Here is a 15,850-nt window from a genome sequence, read left to right on the forward strand (position 1 = left end):
CGCGGGCGGCCATTTGCGTCAGGACGCGGCAGTCGCCGCCTGCCTGCCGCGCAGGAGGACGGCGATGACGAAGCCGCAGGCTGCGGTGAGGCTGCCGGTGAGGAAGACGGCGCTGTAGCCGGCGCGGTCGGCCAGGAGCCCGGCGAGCGGGCCGGTGAGCCCATAGGCGAGATCCTGGAAGGCCGAGAAGCCGCCGAGTGCGGTGCCGCGCAGATGCGGGGCGACGAGGTGGACGACCTCGCGGCCCATGGCCGGGAAGACCATCGAGCAGCCGAGGCCGGTCATGAAGGCGCCGAGAAGCGCCAGATCAGGACTGCCGGCACTCCAGATCAGCATCTGGCCAACCGCTTCCACAGCCATCGAGACGACGGCGACCGTCAGCCCGCCGAAGCGGTCCGGCAGGTGGCCGAAGAGGATGCGCACCAGCACGAAGCCGGTGCCGAAGGCCGTCAGCCCGAGACCGGCATAGGCCCAGTGCTGATCGCGGAAATAGAGCGTGAAGAACGAGCCGATCGCCGCAAAGCCGATGCCCTGCAGGCAGACGACGAGGCCATGCGGCCAGATGCGGCCGATGACGCTCCAGAGCGGCGGGCGGCTAACGGCCGCATGCACGGCGACGGCCGGGATCGGGCGGATCGCCAGAAGCCCGAGCAGCGGCAGGATGGCGCTTGCCGCCATGGTGCCGGTGAAGCCGAAGCGATCGAGCAGCAGCAGGCCGACCGGCCCGCCGACGGCGAGCGCACCGTAGATCGCCGCCCCCACCAGCGCCAGCACCCGGCCGGAATTCTGCGACCCGACGATGCCAATCCCCCAGGAGATGACGCCGACGGCGACCATGCTTTCGCCGAGGCCGATCAGCAGGCGCCCGGCGACCAGCACCGCAAATGAGAGGACGGGCGAACCGAGCGTCAGCCCGGAGGCGAGCGAGACCAGAGCGCCGATCACATAAAGCCCGAGGCCGCGCTGAACAGCGCGTTTGCCGCCCTCTTTATCGGCGAGCGCCCCGGCATAGCCGCGGCTGAGGATGGTGGCGAGAAAGGCGACGCCGACACCAAAACCGGCCCAGCCATTGCCGAGGCCAAGCGTCGCCGTGACATGAACGGGAACGACAGGCAGGGCGACTGCGACGCAGAGATAGGAAATGAACAGAATGGCGGCCAAAAGCAGCAGACGGCGCTGCTCGGGATCGCGGGTCATGCGGAAAGCCATGATATCCTCCTGGCTATTCCTTGGCGGCGGGCACAAAAAAACGCACTCCGACCGGCAAAGGATCGATAAGTGCGTTGCTTGACGTCAAACGCTTACGGCCAGCGAACCGGCATAAGCATGGCCTAATAAAGATTGCGGCCGGTGTCAATGCGGCTCAGGCGCCGAGGACATAGCCTAGCCTGGCGCGGACGGTTTCGAGCACGCCATCGGCAAGCGCGGGGTCGGATTTCAGGATGCCGCGGGAGATGACGATGGCGCCGAGTTCGGCAGCGATCGCGGTGATCGCCAGCGCACGGCGCTCGTCGTCGGTCATCTGCGGCGGCGCGGCGGCGGCGAGCGCCGCCACCATGTTTTCGAACCCCTCGGCGAAGGAGCGGCTGACCTCGGCGCTGCCGCGGGCGATCTCGCTGCCGGAAGCGGTCATCGGGCAGCCCTCCTCCATCGCGTCGCGCATGTGCCGCGACAGCAGGAAATCGAGATAGCCGCCAAGCGTCGGCTGTGCGTCGCCGGCCGACGCCTTCACATCGCTCAGGCTCTTCTGCATGCCGGATTTCAGCGCTTCGGCGGCCAGCATCTCCTTGGACGGGAAATGCGCGTAGAGCGCGCCGTGGGTGAGCCCCGCCTCCTTGGCGACTTCGGCAACGCCGACGCCATCGACACCCCTGATGCGGAACAGACGGCCGGCGGCATCCACCAGCGTTTCACGGTTTGCCGCTGCCTGTTCCCTGGACACCCTGACCATCTGCATTCCCCCGCCTATTGACAGGCCGGATTTTTAATTGCATTTGCAATCAAAGTCAAATGATTGCGATCGCAATCAATAATCACGAGGACTGTCATGCAGGAATTTCTACAGGCCATCATCGACGCCCATGGCGGACTGGAGCGCTGGAACCGGCTGAGCTCGGCCGAGCTCGATCTCAATTTTTCCGGCATCGTGCTGGAAATGAAGGGCTTTCCGCGGCACCTGCGGCCGCATTGCGCCATCGACCTGCGCAGCCAGCGCGTCGTCATCCAGGGGATCGGCGCGCCCGACGAGCTCTGCGTCTATACGCCGGACCGGGTCTGGAGCGAGCGGCCGGACGGCACCGTGACGGCAGCGCTCGATGCGCCGCGCGAGGCGCTGAAGCAGGTGCCGCGCGAGGAACCCTGGCATCCGCTGCACCTCACCTATTTCATCGGCTATGCGCTTCGGAACTACCTGACGATGCCCTTCACCTTTGCCGAACCGGGCATGCGCTTTCGCGATCTCGGCACGCATGCCGAAGCGGGCGAGACCTGGCGGAAGCTCGAGGTCAGCTATCCCGGCGACATCCCGGTTCATACCGCGACGCAGACGCTCTATTTCGGTCCCGACCACCTGCTGCGGCGGCTGGACTATTCGGTCGATGTTCTCGGCGGCGGGCCGGCCAATCATTATTGCTACGACTACCGCTCCTTCGACGGCATCATGGTGCCGATCGTCAGGCGCGTCGTCAGCCCGGTCGACATGGGACCGCTGCAGGCAGGGCGCACGACGATCTTCCTGCTCGACTATGTCGATCTCGTCTTCCACGGCACGAAGGGCTGAGGGCGGCGGCCTTCAGAGCCAATACTTGACCGCATAGACCACCGCCATCACCGCGCCGGTGACGATGACGAACCAGCGGACGATGGCGGCGGGGAGGATGCGGACGAGGTAACCGCCGAGATAGCCGCCGAACAGGGCGCCTGAGAGCATGACCAGCGTCTGCGGCCAGCTGACGGCGCCCTCGAGGATGAAGATCGTCACGGCGGCGATGCTGACGGCGGTTGCCAAGAGGTTCTTCAGCGCCTTGACGCGGCGGATGTCGTTGGGGTCGCCGATTGCCAGCACCGCCGTCAGGATGACGCCGAGACCGGCGCCGAAGAAGCCGCCATAGATAGAGGCGAGCGCCAGCACGGAGGAACCGGCAAGCTGCGACGGCTCGCTGCCGCCGCGGCGGCGCTCCGCCCAGGCGGCGATCTGCGGCGAGAACAGGAAGAGCAGCGTCGCGGCACCGATCAGCGCCGGTACCGGCAGCACGAACAGCCGCTCCGGCAGGGCCAGCAGCACAAGGGCGCCGAGAATGCCGCCGATCAGGCAGATCAGAACCGAGAGGCCGAGTTTGAGATCGAGCGGCTGCAGCTTGCGGTGATCGGCGAGCACCGCGAGCAGATGGCCGGGGACGATGGCGACGGCATTGGAGGCGTTGGCGGTCACCGGCGGCAGGCCGGCGGCCAGCATGGCGGGAAAGGTGAGCAGCGTCGCGCCGCCCGCCAGCGCATTGATGACGCCGCCGGCAATGCCCGCGGCAAACAGCAGAATTGCGATCTCCAGGCTCATCGGCGGCTCCCCATCCCCCTGCCCTAGCTAGCCGCCTCACGCCGCGCCGCCAAGCCGCCGCTGGCGGCGAACGGTTCTGCCTCATGACGATTTTGAGATTTGCCGCGGCAATGCGATAATCGCCTGAGGAGAGAGCGATGGGGCGTCACTGGCGGATCCTGACTGCGCTGCTTTCACTGGCGCTCGTCAGCGCCGGTCCGGCCGACGACGGCCGCTGGTATGCCGGCGACTTCTCCTTTTCCGACGAGCTCGGCGGCTTCCATATCCTGGCCATTTCAGGCAGCGGCACGCGGGACGATCCGATCGAGATCACCGAGGCAATGACCTCTTCCGATCCGGTGACGCTGATCATCCGCGCTGCGAACCCGGCCACGCTCGACACGCTGCGGCAGAACTCCATGCACCTGCGCATGGTGACGGTGAACGAGAGCAAGCTCGCCTGGATCGGCTTCGAATTCGAGCTGGAGGAAATCCGCGGCAAGCCCAGCGATTTCTATGACGGCCTGTCCTTCGGGCAGACCAATCCCAATCCGGATTTCATCTCCTCCGACCGGTTTGCGCATTTCCAGAATCAGTTCGAGAGCTTCGACCGGCTGCGCTTCGACCAGGGCCATGCCGACCCGAAGACCAAGGCGAGCTTCGGCTTCTTCGTCACCGACGTGACGCCGGTGCCGGAATTCTTTCTGGTGCAGGATCCGCTGATACCGGATTCATGAGCGGCTATCAGCCGAGGCTGACAAGCGCCGTTCCGGCGATTGCCATGGCCGCACCGGCCCAGGCATAGGGCTGCGGCATCTTTCCGCTTCTCAGCCACACCATTGGCAGGATGACGATCGGGGTCATGGAGGAGAGCGTCGAGACAATGCCGACGCTGCCGGTTTTCAGCGCGCCCATCAGCAGCGACATGCCGAGCGCCGTGCCGAAGAAGGCGGAGATGACGGCGAGCGGGAAATCCTGCCTTTGGACCTCGCCGGTCTGGCGGCGGATGGCGGGCAGCAAAAGCAGCGCCCAGAAGAAGATGACGGCAAGGCCGGAGCGGACGGCCATGGCGGCGAATGGCTCGACACCGGCGGCCATTGCCGGGCGGGCAAGAAGGCTGCCGACGGCCTGGCCGAAGGCGGTGACGACGCCGAGCGCGATGCCTTTCAGCGACGGGCTTTCCTGCGGCGCGGGCGCCTCGATCGGCTCGCCATCGGCAAGCGGGATCATCGGCGCCGGGCGGCGTCGGCGCACGCCGATGGCAATGACGATGCCGCAGAGAATGAGCGCGACACCGGCGCCCTGCATGGCGCTGATGGTTTCCCCGAAGACGACATAGCCCATGGCGAGCGCGAAGGGCGATGCCAGCGAGAAGAGCAGCGCCGTGACCCGCGGCCCGGCCGCATAGATCGCCGCGAAATAGGTGGTGCTGGCGAGCACGATGCCGAACAGGCCGGAGCCCGCGAGCGCCGAGAACTGCCAGGTGCCGAGCGTCGCCCAGCCGCCGAGCGCCGTCGCTGCAAGCGCCGTCATCAGGAAGGCGGCGGTGATCTGCCAGCGGGCAAGGCGCATCAGCGGCACCCGGCCGTTCAGCTCGTTGATGAACATCGAGCTCAGGGCCATGCAGATGGCGGAACCAAGGGCAAGCGCTTCGGAAATCAGCATAGGGGGCTCCAGGACGGGAGGCATCCATGGCCGTCGTTCCGCAGCCTGTCAATGCATTGCTTAGCAATTGCTTTTATTGCCGGAAGGTCGTCACCGCACCCGCCTTCGGCTGGAACAGCAGCTTGATCAGCGAGCGCAGCACGAGGATCTGCTCGGCGAGGCTGTTCGGCTCCTTCAGCGCCCGCGACAGCACGATGCCGCCTTCGAGAACGGTGGAAACCATATCGGCGAGCTGATCGACCTCAAGCGGTTCGCGCGGCCTGTAGACCGCCATGATCTCCTCGAACATCCGCCCGAAGCGCCGGCGCCAGGCGAGCACGGCGTTGCGGTTAGTCTCCTGGATCTCGCGGTCGAAGATGCGCTCGTAGTAACAGACGGTGGCGACGAGGCAGCCGGGGTGGCCGTTCGGCAGATCGGCGAGCAGTTCGGAGAGCAGCTTGAGGCCGAGTAAAAAAGCCTGGAGAGGATCGTCCGTCAGGTCGCGGGCGCGGCTGAAGATCTCGTCATAGATGCGCTCGTCATTTTCGATGTAGCGGTTGAGCAGCGCCTTGGCGAGTTCGTTCTTGTCGCGAAAATGGTAGAAGAAGCCGCTCTTGGTGATGCCGGTTTCGGCGATCAGTTCCTCGATCGACGTGCCGCCGAAACCTTTCTGCAGCACGGCGGCTTCGGCGACATCAAGGATGCGCGTCCTTGTTTCGGTGCCCTTTTTCATGCGCCCTCCTGTACCGCCGGTACAGTTTTCAGTTGCTGAAACGTTTCGCGAACCGCAACCCGGCAATCGGAAAACGCGAGCAAGCTCCTGATTTCCATAGGCAATAATCTCAAGAGGGGAGAGTATACCGCAAGTCGCCTAGTTTCGCATGCGTTTTAGCGCGAGAACTCTAGTCGCCGGTCTCCGGACGTGCGGCATGTTCAGGGCGGATTTTCAATGGCGAAGTACAGACGAAAACTACCGCAGCTCGGCGGCGGCACCTTCATTACCGATGGCGGCATGGAAACGGTGCTGATCTTTCACGACGGCATCGAGCTTCCGCATTTCGCGGCCTTCGTGCTGCTTGCGTCTGAAGACGGGCGCGACCGGATGCGGGCCTATTACCGGCGCTATCTCGACATCGCCCGGCGCCACGCCACCGGCTTCCTGCTCGACAGCCCCACATGGCGCGCCAATGCCGACTGGGGCCACAGGCTCGGCTATTCCCGCGCGGCGCTGAAGGCCGCCAACGAGGAGGCGATAGGGCTGCTATCGGAGCTGCGCGGCGACTTCGAGCGGCCGGGCATGCCTGCCGTCATCAGCGGCGCGATCGGCCCGCGCGGCGACGGCTACAAGGCCGGCCGGATGGCTGCCGACGAGGCGGAGGACTATCACAGTGAACAGATCTCGACCTTTGCCGGAACCGAGGCCGACATGGTGAGCGCCTATACGCTGACCGGCACCGGCGAGGCGATCGGCATTGCGCGCGCGGCCCGGGCGCACGGCATGCCCTGCGCGATCTCCTTCACCGTCGAGACCGACGGGCGGCTGGCCAGCGGGCGCAGCCTCGAGGAGGCGATCGAGACGACCGATGCGGCGACCGACGGGACGCCCGCCTATTACATGATCAACTGCGCCCATCCGGCGCATTTCGAGACTGCACTCGATCCCAGTCGCGGCTGGGCGAAGCGGATCGCCGGCATTCGCGCCAACGCCTCTCAGATGAGCCATGCGGCACTCGACGAGAGCGAAACGCTGGATGCCGGCGACCCCGCCGACCTTGGCCGCCGATACCGGCAGCTGATGACGCGGATGCCGCAACTGAACATCCTGGGCGGCTGCTGCGGCACCGATCACCGGCATGTGGCGGCGATCTGCGAAGCCTGCCTGCCGCAGGCGATGAGTGCGTGAGGAGGGTAACGCCATGACGAGCCTGAGAAAGAAGCTGAGCCCGCGACGGCTGATCCGGATGGTGACGCATCACCCGGTGTGGCCGAAGACCAAGAGCAAGGCCCGGCAATGCGCCGACGCCGGCATGATGCCCTTCGAAACCGTGGACAGCCACCTGCTGCGCGACATCGGCATCGGCCCGCATGGGCGGCGGTCGACGTGTGAGTGAGTGAAAAGCGAATAGCGAATAGCGAATAGTGAGTAGCGAATGGGGAAGTCCGGGTGCGTTGTGCCCGGGCTTTTTTGGCGTTTCAGACGGGTTTTTTGCCCTGCCTGCGGAATGGTTGACGGCGGGCCTCCTCAATAATAGACCGATATGGTCGAATGCCTACCGATTCGGTTTGTAACGCTCGAATGGCCGCTGAACGCGCCGTTCGGGTGATGGCGAGCCTTTGACCTTTCACATGTCTGGAACACATCACATGAGACTCCTCAGCGAACCCATCGCGATCATCCGGCGGCACAGGCGGGCCTATCTGCTGTTGAACGCCGCCTTTTACGGCCTGTTTGCCTGCGCCATGGCGCTGACGTTGCTTGCGCCCGGACTGCAGGGCTTCTTCAAACCCGATATCGACCAGGCCTATCTGAAACCCGGCATTCTGAAGTCTGTGGCGGACGCCTATGCCAGCGAGAACCTCCTGCTGGCCATCGGACTGACCTTTGCCGTCAACCTTGCGGTTGCGGTGTTCATGACCACGCTTCCGTCGTTGATCATTCCGTTCATCGGCATCCTTGCAGTGCTGCAGCGCGGCATTCTCTGGGGCATCATGTTCGCGCCCATCGGCCCGCATCCGGCGATGCTGATCCCCCATTCGCTCACGCTCTTCATCGAGGGGCAGGCCTATGTGCTGGCAGGCTTTGCCGCCTATGTGCACGGCCGGACCTTTCTGCGCTTCGATCACTATCGCCTGAGCTCTAGCTGGGAAGCCTACAAGGCGGGAACCGTCTCGACAGTCCGGCTCTATGCCGCCGTCATCCTCGCCCTGCTGATCGGTGCGATCTACGAGGTCCTGGAAGCAATCTACATCATCCCGCACCTCCTCTAACCAAACACCTCTCCCCACTTACCCCGACGCCATCATGCGCAGCTCGTGCAGCCGATGACGCATGCCCGAAAGGACCCGAAATGCAGATGAAAACGACCGTGATGCTGACGCTTGCCGCCACGCTCCTGATCTCAGGATGCCAATCGGCGCAGCAATCGATGGACAGCGCCTATGTGACCTGCGCCGATGCCGGCGCGCCCCCCGGATCGTGGCAGCACGAGCGCTGCACGCGAAACGTCTATGCCGAGAACCGGCGGAAATCGGATGAGGCGGCGGCGGCCGTGGCGGTCGGCGTTGCCGCCGGTGCGGTTGGCGCCTATGCGATCTCGCAGGCGGCCAAGGACGACCGCAAGGACTGGGACCACCGGCACCGGCCACGGCCGCGCTGGTAAGCGGTGCAACCCTGAAAGAAATCCGCCCGGGCCGTCATCGGCCCGGGTATTTTAATGGCCGAGCGCATCCATGGCGGCAGCGGCGATCAGGCCACGCCATTCCTTCGAGAGCTTGCTCTGTACAGCGATGCCGGCGGTGACACCGAGCCCGGCAAAGGCGCTGGTGACGCGCACCAGCCTATCCATCTCCAGGTTCGCCAGGTCGATGCCGAGCGCCTCGTACATGACGAAGCCGATTGCCGTCAGTTCCTCATTCTCAGGATCCGGGTTGACGGCGATGCGGTTGCTGAGCGCCGAAATACCGGGGCGTTCGAAGGCGAAATCGATGGAGGCCTCGACCACGGCCCGGTCGCGCTCGATGCCGACAGGCAGCGCTCTGACAGCGGCCGCCATGGCCTCGATATGCGCGCGCAGGGCGTCGATCACGGCGTCGTAGAGCGCCTTCTTGCTGGGAAAGTGGTGCAGCAGCCCCGCCTTGGAGTAACCGACCGCATCGGCGATCTGCTGCAGCGAGGTGTGCTCGAAATCATGCCTGGCAAACAGCGCGGCGGCGCGGTCGACGATCTCGGCGTCTATCTGGGTCCTGGTCGGTCTGAGCATGGGCGGATGTGCGTTGAGGTGATCTTGGATCACCCTATACGCAATAAGGCGGCACTTGTCTGTGTCGCATTTCCGGTGTCCCCGTCTAGTGCTCGGCGCTCGCCACGGCTTCCTTGCGGCGGTGGCCGCTGATTTCCGAGCCGGCGTTCGGGGCGAAGCGCAGGTTCCAGATGGTGGCGGCGAGCGAGATGATGGTGACGACGATGAAGGCGGTCGAGAAATCGTGGAGCTTCGGCTGCTCGCTGCCTGAAATCGTCATCGAACCGTGCAGCGCCAAGGCGCCGATGCAGATGCCGAGCGACAGCATCAGCTGCTGGAAGGTGGTGTAGAAGCTGGTGGCCGAGCTCATGCGCTCGTGGCTGATCTCGTCGTAGGCGATGGTGTTGTAGGCCATGAACTGGAACGACAGGAAGAAGGCGCTCAGCGTCAGCACCGCGAACATGACGCTGACGGGCCACTCCGGGCTGAAGGCGGCGCAGAGGCCGTAGCCGAGCGTGCCGAGCAGGCCGTTGATGATCAGGCTGTTGCGGAAGCCGAGGCGGCGGAAGACCGGGCCGGAGAGCGGCTTCATCGCCATCGAGCCGATGGCGGTGGCGATGACGATCTGGCCGGCGGTTGCCGCCGACATGCCGAAGCCGACCTGGAAGAGCAGCGGCAGCAGGAAGGGCTGCGCGCCCTGGGTGATGCGCGTCAGCGAACCGGCGATCACCGAGGTGCCGAAGGTCGGCACCTTCATCAGCGAGAAATCCATGATTGGCGCCGGATGCTTGCGGGCGTGGCGCAGATAACAGATGCCGAACAGCAGGCCGATGGCGATCAGGAAAACGGCGGCCGAGGCCTCGCCCTCGCGGCTCGACATTTCGAAGCCGAACAGCAGCGATCCCAGCGAAATGCCGGAGAAGATGAAGCCGACGGTATCGAAGGGGCCGATCGCCTTGCCCTTCACCTCGTCGATGAAGATCGACACGAGGATGAAACCGACGATGCCGATCGGCACGTTGATGTAGAATATCCAGCGCCAGTCGAGATAGGTGACGATGAAGCCGCCGAGCGGCGGGCCGATGATCGGGCCGATCAGCGCCGGAATCAACAGCCAGGACATGGCATTGACCATATCCTTGCGGGCGACGCTGCGCATCAGCACCAGACGGCCGACCGGCATCATCATGGCGCCGCCGACGCCCTGGATCAGCCGGGCGACGACGAGCAGGAAGAGGTTCGGCGCCAGCGCACAGGCGATCGACCCGGCGACGAAGACGGCGATCGCCGAACGGAACACGGTGCGCGAGCCGAAGCGATCCGCCATGCGGCCGCTTGCGGGGATGAAGATCGCCAGGCTCAGAAGATAGGAGGTGAGCGCGATACTCATCGACGGCGCATCGACGCCGAAATCGCGCGCCATCGTCGGCAACGCCGTCGCCAGCACCGTGGCATCGACGTTTTCCATCAGCATGGCGCTCGCAACGATCAGCGCGATCGTGCGAAAATTTGGGGCAGCCCGGTCGGTTCGAACGGGGTGGAATATCTGATCCGGCATCAGCAGGGATCACTCGCAATGACGCGGCGAAGCCATTGATGACGACAGGGCCGCAGATGTGAAATGGCATGATGCCACACGGGGGATAACGACGTGTATACGCCCGCAAATGTGGCAAAGGCATGCATTCTGGGAAATGCTGGCATGATGTAACCGAATGGCTACTTGGGTGGGCGCAGGAGGGTAACGTAATCGCTCCCGCATTCCCCCCACCCCACTTTCCCGCTACACTCCAACCCCTGGTGGAGGTTTTCTTGCATGGCGAAGCTTGTGTTTGAGATGAACCAGTCGATCGACGGCTATGTGGATCATGACCGGATGTCGCCGGAGCCCTTGTTCGGCCATTGGGTGAAGCGGACGCAGGAGCTGAGCGCTACCGTCTACGGGCGGACGATGTATGGGCTGATGCGTTATTGGGACGAGGATCAGGAGGGCTGGGGCGATGAGCACCGGGCCTTTGCCGAAGCCTGGCGGAAGCTGCCGAAATGGGTGGTGTCGCGGTCGCTGACGGAGGTCGGGCCGAATGCGGTGCTTGTCCGCGACAATGTGGAGGCGGTGATCGCCGGGCTGAAGGCGGAGCGTGAGGGGGAGATCACGGTTGCCGGGCCGGTGCTGGCGCATAGCCTGGCCGATAGCGGGCTGATCGACGAATACCGGCTCTATACACATCCGGTCGTGCTTGGGCAGGGGCGGCCGTTCTTTGCCGGACCGCGCCCGCCGCTCAGGCTCGCCGCCCATGAGCGGATCGTCGGGGATGTGGTGCGGCTGACTTATGTGCCGGCGTAGCGGCGTAAGCGGCTTGCGCCTCCTCCACCCCGGCCCTACCTATTGAGGCATGAGCTCAGCACCGTCACAGAATGCGCCTCGCGCCGCCGTATTTCCGTTCGACAACAGCTATGCCCGGCTGCCGGCGCATTTTTTCGCGCGCCAGACGCCGTCGCAGGTGGCGGAACCCTGGCTGATAAAGCTGAACGAGGAGCTCGCAGCCGAGCTCGGGCTCGATGTCGAGCGGCTGAAGCTTGATGGCGCGGCGATGTTTTCCGGCAATCTCGTGCCTGATGGCGCCGATCCTTTGGCGATGGCCTATTCCGGACATCAGTTCGGCCAGTTCAATCCGCAGCTCGGAGACGGGCGGGCGATCCTGCTTGGCGAGGTGATCGACCGGAAGGGCAAGCGCCGCGACATCCAGCTGAAGGGCGCGGGACAGACGCCGTTTTCCAGGCGGGGTGATGGGCGCGCCGCGCTCGGGCCGGTGCTGCGCGAATATATCGTCAGCGAGGCCATGTATGCGCTCGGCATTCCCGCGACACGGGCGCTCGCGGCCGTCTCGACCGGGGAACCCGTCTATCGCGAGCGGGTGCTTCCCGGCGCGGTCTTTACCCGCGTGGCGGCCAGCCATATCCGCGTCGGCACCTTCCAGTTCTTTGCGGCGCGCGGCGATACCGATGGCATCAGGGCGCTCGCCGATCATGTGATCGAGCGGCATTATCCGGAGATTTCGGGCGCCGAAAACCGCTATCTCACGCTCTACGAAGCCGTTGCCGAGCGGCAGGCGGCGCTGATCGCCCGCTGGCTGCATGTCGGCTTCATCCATGGGGTGATGAATACCGACAACATGACGATCTCCGGCGAGACGATCGATTTCGGCCCCTGCGCCTTCATGGATGCCTATGATCCCAGCACCGTGTTCTCCTCGATCGACCAGCAGGGGCGCTATGCCTATGCCAACCAGCCCGGCATCGGCCAGTGGAACCTGGCGCGGCTCGGCGAGACGCTGATCCCGCTGTTCGACGAGGATCAGGACAAGGCGGTCGATCTCGCCAATACGGTCATCAAGGGTTACGGCGAGCGCTTCCAGGCCCATTGGCTCGACGGCATGCGCAGGAAGATCGGGCTTGTGTCCGAAGAAGATGGCGATCTCGACCTGATCCAGGCGCTGCTGGCGGCCATGCAGGCCGGACAGGCGGATTTCACGCTGGCCTTCCGGCGGCTTTCCAAGCTCGCGGGCGACGATGCCGCCGAGGGCGAATTTCTCTCGACATTCGATGGCATCGGCGAGGCGATGGGCTGGCTGGTGCGCTGGCGCGAGCGGATCGCATGCGATCCACAATCGGCAGAGGCCCGGAGTGCGGCGATGCTTTCGGTCAACCCGGCCTTTATTCCGCGCAATCACCGGATCGAGCAGGCGATCAACGCCGCCATGGAAGACGGCGATTTCTCGCTGTTCGAGGCGCTGGTGAAGGTGCTGGCCAATCCCTATCAGGATCAGCCGGCATTTGCGGCCTATATGGATCCGCCGAAGCTGGAAGAGCGGGTGCTGCAGACGTTTTGCGGGACTTGAGGCGGACAAAACCGACAATCTGTTCGGTCTCGGCCAGAGCCCCTTTCACCCTACCCACCGGGGTCGAGCCGACGGTCTCGACCCGTCCTTCGGACCCCCGTGGGGGAGAAGGGAAGTCGCCCACCGACCAACGCTACTTGCCGTGGCCTTCGTGACCCGAATGTGCGGCTGAGGCGGTCGCAGCACCCAGCGTCACCGTGCCCTCGAAGCTGGCGAAGGCTTGCAGGGTTTTCGGATCGGCTGTGGCTTCGGCATCCTTGAGAGCAGCGGCCAGCGCGGTCGCGTCGGCGGCGGGGACACCGGCTTTCGCGAGCGCCTCGGCTTCCCTGATCGCATCGCCGCTGCAGAGCAGCGGACGCCAGCCGTGTTCCCCGTTCTGCAGCAGGATGCGGCCGCCGCGGCCGTCCTGTTGCCAGCCGGCGATGGCCCAGCCGCCCTGGACCGTGACCGGGCCGATGGCGAGCGGTTTGGCCGGGGTTTCGAACATCGTCTTCAGCACATTGGAAATCAGCTGCTGCGGATCGCCGGAGGGCGTTTGGTCCATCGGCATGTCCATCGTCGTGCCGTCGGGCATCTGCATCGTCTCGGCATGGGCAATGATAGGTGCTGCCAGCGAGAGGGCGGCGGCGATCAGGATCGGGACGGTTTTCATCATCGTCTCCCTCACGAAAACGCGCGCCGCAGCGGCGGCACGAAGCGGATGACGAGCTGGTCGAAGGCGATCATCGCAAGGATCGCGAGGCCGGTCAGCGGGAAAGCCAGCGAGAAGGCGAGCGCGATCACCCATAGTCCGATATAGACCGAGCGCTGCGGCGGCAGCGGCGGCACGCCGACGCGCCCGAGCGGGCGGCGCTTCCACCACATGACGACGGCGGTGACGCAGGAGAGAATGATCGCGAGGCAGGTCGCCAGCATCAGGAATTGGTTGAACCGCCCCCATTCCTGCCCCTGATGGACATTGATGCCCCATTCGATCGCCTTGCCGAGGAAGGGATAGGCGCCGAAGCTGATATCGACCAGCGGCTTGCCGGAATATTGATCGATATGCAGCGTGCGCTCGCGGGAGAGATCGTCGGGGAAGATCGCCGCGGTATAGACGCCTGATGCGGTTGACGGGATCGCCATGTCGAAGCCCGGGGTGACGCCCGCCGCCTTGGCGATCTCGACGGCCTTGTCGAGCCCGATCGGCTGTTTCGACTGGGCGGCGGCGATATCGGAGAGCGGCACCGGCGCCTTCTCGACGGTCCAGCCGACCTTCGGCAGGATATCCTCCGTCACCTTCGCCGATTTCGGCACGTCGTCCCAGAGCTGCGCCGGATAGCCCATGCCGTGGCTGCCGAGGAACGACTGCACATTGGCGCCCCAATAGCCCGACCAGGGCATGCCGGTGACCGCCAGGAACAGGATGAGAAGACCCGCAAAGGCGCCGGTGACGGCATGCAGGTCGCGCCAGAAGACGCGTCTGTCAGGCGTGCCGCGAACGCTGATGACGCCGCCGGTCTGGCGGCGCGGCCACCAGAGATAGATGCCGGTGACGACAAGCACCATGGCAAAGCCGCCGGCGATCTCCACCAGGCGGTTGGCGAAATCGCCGAAATAGGCAAGGCTGTGGATGTGCTTGACGACGGTGTTGAACTCGCCGGCCGAGGCGACCTTGTCCAGCACCTTGCCATCATAGGGATTGACGAAAACCAGCGTCGGGCCGCCCGCGCCTGAGACCGTGACGATCGCCGAGCGCTCCGGCGTCGCCGGGTCCCTGTAGGTGGTGGCGACGGAGCCGGGGACGGCCGAGGCGGCGATATCCGCGATGGCCTGAGGCGCCAGCGGCTGGCCCGACGCGGCGACGTCGTAGCGATAGGCGAACAGGCTGTTGTTGATCTCGTCCTTGAAGAGATAGAGCGAGCCGGTGATCGCCAGATTGAGCATGAAGGGCACGGCGAGCAGACCGGCGAAGAAGTGCCAGCGCCAGATGGCGCGGTAGAGCGAGACGCCCGAAGCGGCGCTCTCCACCGGCTCGGCGGAGGTGATTGAAGACATGAGAGAATTTCCAGATCCATGGCAGCGCCCGAGACGCAGCCGAAAGCGAAGCACGCCGCCGGGCCGGATGACCGGGGCGCGGGTTCAGGCAGTCAGCGGATCTGCAGGGGGCGCTCGCGGCCCTGTATTCGGCGGGAACGGATCGCGGTGGAAGACGGCGGCGCGCAACGGCACCGCTTCTGAAACGGCATAGCCGAGCGGCGCACCCGACACATCGGCCGGAGACGGCAGCATCGCGGTGGCGCTGATGCGGCAGGCTTCGCAGCCATGATTGTGATCGGCGCCATGCTGGGTCTTGCCGCTATCGTCGGTGACGGTAACGCAGAGCGTCGGCAGGGTTCCATCCGGCAGCGCATAGGCGGAATAATCGGCGGGGCCGGAAAGCTCGGCTGCCGAGACCGGCAGCTGATGAGCAAAGCCGACGGAGACGAGCGCGATGGCGCATAGAATGCGCACCGCCCACTGCTCGAATCTGCGACCAAGATATTTCATGTGACCCCTGCCCTGAAGGCGCGGAAGGGTTGATAGCGGCATCGCCTTCAAAGCTCAATGCGGCATTAGCGCCGATCGCCATTTCGGCCCGTATCCAGCGCATGGCTGCCCTGCGCAGGTTGCGGCAATTGTGGCGGTTGAAAGGCAGAAGTCTCGCTCTATGTGCTTGAGAATGCTTGCGGTGGCAGCCTCCAGCCCTTGCCGCGGGCCTTTTCGCAATTCGATCCCGGCACCCGGGAAACCCTGCCCGCGCTCCGCCCCCGGAGGCGGGTTTCAGCGGGAGATCC

The 15,850-nt window shown here is 65.0% G+C and carries 18 protein-coding genes; 8 read left to right on the forward strand and 10 right to left on the reverse strand.

The window, feature by feature from the left end; translation table 11 throughout:
- Positions 1-18: 18 nt before the first annotated feature.
- Positions 19-1,209, reverse strand: coding sequence for an arabinose transporter (locus F2982_RS04435; RefSeq protein ID WP_203429358.1), 1,191 nt, complete (start codon positions 1,207-1,209; stop codon positions 19-21).
- Positions 1,210-1,363: 154 nt separating this feature from the next.
- On the reverse strand, positions 1,364-1,951 hold the full coding sequence (locus F2982_RS04440) for a TetR/AcrR family transcriptional regulator (RefSeq protein ID WP_203429359.1): 588 nt from the start codon (positions 1,949-1,951) through the stop codon (positions 1,364-1,366).
- Positions 1,952-2,047: 96 nt separating this feature from the next.
- Between F2982_RS04440 and F2982_RS04445 the strand changes: the two genes are divergently transcribed.
- The gene (locus F2982_RS04445) at positions 2,048-2,779 is read left to right on the forward strand and encodes a hypothetical protein (RefSeq protein ID WP_203429360.1); all 732 of its coding nucleotides are present in this window, start codon (positions 2,048-2,050) and stop codon (positions 2,777-2,779) included.
- 12 nt (positions 2,780-2,791) lie between these two features.
- Here the strand turns inward: F2982_RS04445 and F2982_RS04450 are convergent, their stop codons facing one another.
- The gene (locus F2982_RS04450) at positions 2,792-3,553 is read right to left on the reverse strand and encodes a sulfite exporter TauE/SafE family protein (protein WP_203429361.1); all 762 of its coding nucleotides are present in this window, start codon (positions 3,551-3,553) and stop codon (positions 2,792-2,794) included.
- A gap of 137 nt (positions 3,554-3,690) precedes the next feature.
- Between F2982_RS04450 and F2982_RS04455 the strand changes: the two genes are divergently transcribed.
- A complete protein-coding gene (locus F2982_RS04455; RefSeq protein ID WP_203429362.1) occupies positions 3,691-4,269 on the forward strand; it encodes a hypothetical protein in 579 nt (192 codons plus the stop codon).
- A gap of 7 nt (positions 4,270-4,276) precedes the next feature.
- Here the strand turns inward: F2982_RS04455 and F2982_RS04460 are convergent, their stop codons facing one another.
- Together F2982_RS04460 and F2982_RS04465 are read right to left on the reverse strand one after the other, a co-directional pair.
- Positions 4,277-5,197 (reverse strand): DMT family transporter, encoded by a 921-nt coding sequence (locus F2982_RS04460; protein ID WP_203429363.1) that lies wholly within the window; start codon positions 5,195-5,197, stop codon positions 4,277-4,279.
- Between the two features lie 73 nt (positions 5,198-5,270).
- Positions 5,271-5,909, reverse strand: coding sequence for a TetR/AcrR family transcriptional regulator (locus tag F2982_RS04465; RefSeq protein ID WP_203429364.1), 639 nt, complete (start codon positions 5,907-5,909; stop codon positions 5,271-5,273).
- A 216-nt stretch (positions 5,910-6,125) separates the two neighbouring features.
- On the opposite strand from F2982_RS04465, the gene F2982_RS04470 reads away from it, so the two are divergent.
- The 4 genes from F2982_RS04470 (at position 6,126) to F2982_RS04485 (ending at position 8,556) form a co-directional block, all read left to right on the forward strand.
- Positions 6,126-7,079: a homocysteine S-methyltransferase family protein gene (locus F2982_RS04470; protein ID WP_203429365.1), complete on the forward strand. Its 954-nt coding sequence runs from the start codon at positions 6,126-6,128 to the stop codon at positions 7,077-7,079.
- A gap of 13 nt (positions 7,080-7,092) precedes the next feature.
- Entirely contained in the window at positions 7,093-7,287 is a 195-nt protein-coding gene (locus F2982_RS04475; RefSeq protein ID WP_203429366.1) for a hypothetical protein, read from the forward strand.
- 253 nt (positions 7,288-7,540) lie between these two features.
- Positions 7,541-8,164 (forward strand): hypothetical protein, encoded by a 624-nt coding sequence (locus F2982_RS04480; RefSeq protein WP_203429367.1) that lies wholly within the window; start codon positions 7,541-7,543, stop codon positions 8,162-8,164.
- Between the two features lie 80 nt (positions 8,165-8,244).
- Positions 8,245-8,556: a hypothetical protein gene (locus F2982_RS04485; RefSeq protein ID WP_203429368.1), complete on the forward strand. Its 312-nt coding sequence runs from the start codon at positions 8,245-8,247 to the stop codon at positions 8,554-8,556.
- 51 nt (positions 8,557-8,607) lie between these two features.
- Here the strand turns inward: F2982_RS04485 and F2982_RS04490 are convergent, their stop codons facing one another.
- Positions 8,608-9,156 (reverse strand): helix-turn-helix domain-containing protein, encoded by a 549-nt coding sequence (locus tag F2982_RS04490; protein WP_203429369.1) that lies wholly within the window; start codon positions 9,154-9,156, stop codon positions 8,608-8,610.
- Positions 9,157-9,241: 85 nt separating this feature from the next.
- Entirely contained in the window at positions 9,242-10,693 is a 1,452-nt protein-coding gene (locus F2982_RS04495; protein ID WP_203429370.1) for an MDR family MFS transporter, read from the reverse strand.
- A 258-nt stretch (positions 10,694-10,951) separates the two neighbouring features.
- Here F2982_RS04495 and F2982_RS04500 point away from each other — a divergent pair, with 258 nt between their 5' ends.
- Both F2982_RS04500 and F2982_RS04505 read left to right on the forward strand, forming a co-directional pair.
- Positions 10,952-11,479 carry a dihydrofolate reductase family protein gene (locus F2982_RS04500; protein WP_203429371.1) on the forward strand — a complete coding sequence of 176 codons (528 nt, stop codon included), beginning with the start codon at positions 10,952-10,954 and terminating at the stop codon, positions 11,477-11,479.
- 49 nt (positions 11,480-11,528) lie between these two features.
- A complete protein-coding gene (locus tag F2982_RS04505; protein WP_203429372.1) occupies positions 11,529-13,034 on the forward strand; it encodes a protein adenylyltransferase SelO in 1,506 nt (501 codons plus the stop codon).
- A gap of 133 nt (positions 13,035-13,167) precedes the next feature.
- On the opposite strand, the gene F2982_RS04510 is transcribed toward F2982_RS04505, so the two are convergent.
- The 3 genes from F2982_RS04510 to F2982_RS04520 all read right to left on the reverse strand — a co-directional run bounded on the left by F2982_RS04510 (position 13,168) and on the right by F2982_RS04520 (position 15,563).
- Positions 13,168-13,689 (reverse strand): copper uptake system-associated protein, encoded by a 522-nt coding sequence (locus tag F2982_RS04510; protein WP_203430131.1) that lies wholly within the window; start codon positions 13,687-13,689, stop codon positions 13,168-13,170.
- 8 nt (positions 13,690-13,697) lie between these two features.
- Positions 13,698-15,071: a PepSY domain-containing protein gene (locus F2982_RS04515; protein ID WP_203429373.1), complete on the reverse strand. Its 1,374-nt coding sequence runs from the start codon at positions 15,069-15,071 to the stop codon at positions 13,698-13,700.
- 84 nt (positions 15,072-15,155) lie between these two features.
- Positions 15,156-15,563 carry a hypothetical protein gene (locus tag F2982_RS04520; RefSeq protein WP_203429374.1) on the reverse strand — a complete coding sequence of 136 codons (408 nt, stop codon included), beginning with the start codon at positions 15,561-15,563 and terminating at the stop codon, positions 15,156-15,158.
- Positions 15,564-15,850 lie beyond the last annotated feature (287 nt).

The sequence above is a fragment of the Rhizobium sp. BG4 genome (assembly GCF_016864575.1).
Classification (GTDB): domain Bacteria; phylum Pseudomonadota; class Alphaproteobacteria; order Rhizobiales; family Rhizobiaceae; genus Rhizobium.

Coding starts and splice junctions, on each gene's coding strand:
- F2982_RS04485 (WP_203429368.1), top strand. CDS start 8,245: ATGCAGATGAAAACGACCGTGATGCTGACGCTTGCCGCCACGCTCCTG.
- F2982_RS04445 (WP_203429360.1), top strand. CDS start 2,048: ATGCAGGAATTTCTACAGGCCATCATCGACGCCCATGGCGGACTGGAG.
- F2982_RS04465 (WP_203429364.1), bottom strand. CDS start 5,909: ATGAAAAAGGGCACCGAAACAAGGACGCGCATCCTTGATGTCGCCGAA.
- F2982_RS04455 (WP_203429362.1), top strand. CDS start 3,691: ATGGGGCGTCACTGGCGGATCCTGACTGCGCTGCTTTCACTGGCGCTC.
- F2982_RS04480 (WP_203429367.1), top strand. CDS start 7,541: ATGAGACTCCTCAGCGAACCCATCGCGATCATCCGGCGGCACAGGCGG.
- F2982_RS04470 (WP_203429365.1), top strand. CDS start 6,126: ATGGCGAAGTACAGACGAAAACTACCGCAGCTCGGCGGCGGCACCTTC.
- F2982_RS04475 (WP_203429366.1), top strand. CDS start 7,093: ATGACGAGCCTGAGAAAGAAGCTGAGCCCGCGACGGCTGATCCGGATG.
- F2982_RS04520 (WP_203429374.1), bottom strand. CDS start 15,563: ATGAAATATCTTGGTCGCAGATTCGAGCAGTGGGCGGTGCGCATTCTA.
- F2982_RS04460 (WP_203429363.1), bottom strand. CDS start 5,197: ATGCTGATTTCCGAAGCGCTTGCCCTTGGTTCCGCCATCTGCATGGCC.
- F2982_RS04490 (WP_203429369.1), bottom strand. CDS start 9,156: ATGCTCAGACCGACCAGGACCCAGATAGACGCCGAGATCGTCGACCGC.
- F2982_RS04495 (WP_203429370.1), bottom strand. CDS start 10,693: ATGCCGGATCAGATATTCCACCCCGTTCGAACCGACCGGGCTGCCCCA.
- F2982_RS04435 (WP_203429358.1), bottom strand. CDS start 1,209: ATGGCTTTCCGCATGACCCGCGATCCCGAGCAGCGCCGTCTGCTGCTT.
- F2982_RS04510 (WP_203430131.1), bottom strand. CDS start 13,689: ATGATGAAAACCGTCCCGATCCTGATCGCCGCCGCCCTCTCGCTGGCA.
- F2982_RS04505 (WP_203429372.1), top strand. CDS start 11,529: ATGAGCTCAGCACCGTCACAGAATGCGCCTCGCGCCGCCGTATTTCCG.
- F2982_RS04500 (WP_203429371.1), top strand. CDS start 10,952: ATGGCGAAGCTTGTGTTTGAGATGAACCAGTCGATCGACGGCTATGTG.
- F2982_RS04440 (WP_203429359.1), bottom strand. CDS start 1,951: ATGGTCAGGGTGTCCAGGGAACAGGCAGCGGCAAACCGTGAAACGCTG.
- F2982_RS04450 (WP_203429361.1), bottom strand. CDS start 3,553: ATGAGCCTGGAGATCGCAATTCTGCTGTTTGCCGCGGGCATTGCCGGC.
- F2982_RS04515 (WP_203429373.1), bottom strand. CDS start 15,071: ATGTCTTCAATCACCTCCGCCGAGCCGGTGGAGAGCGCCGCTTCGGGC.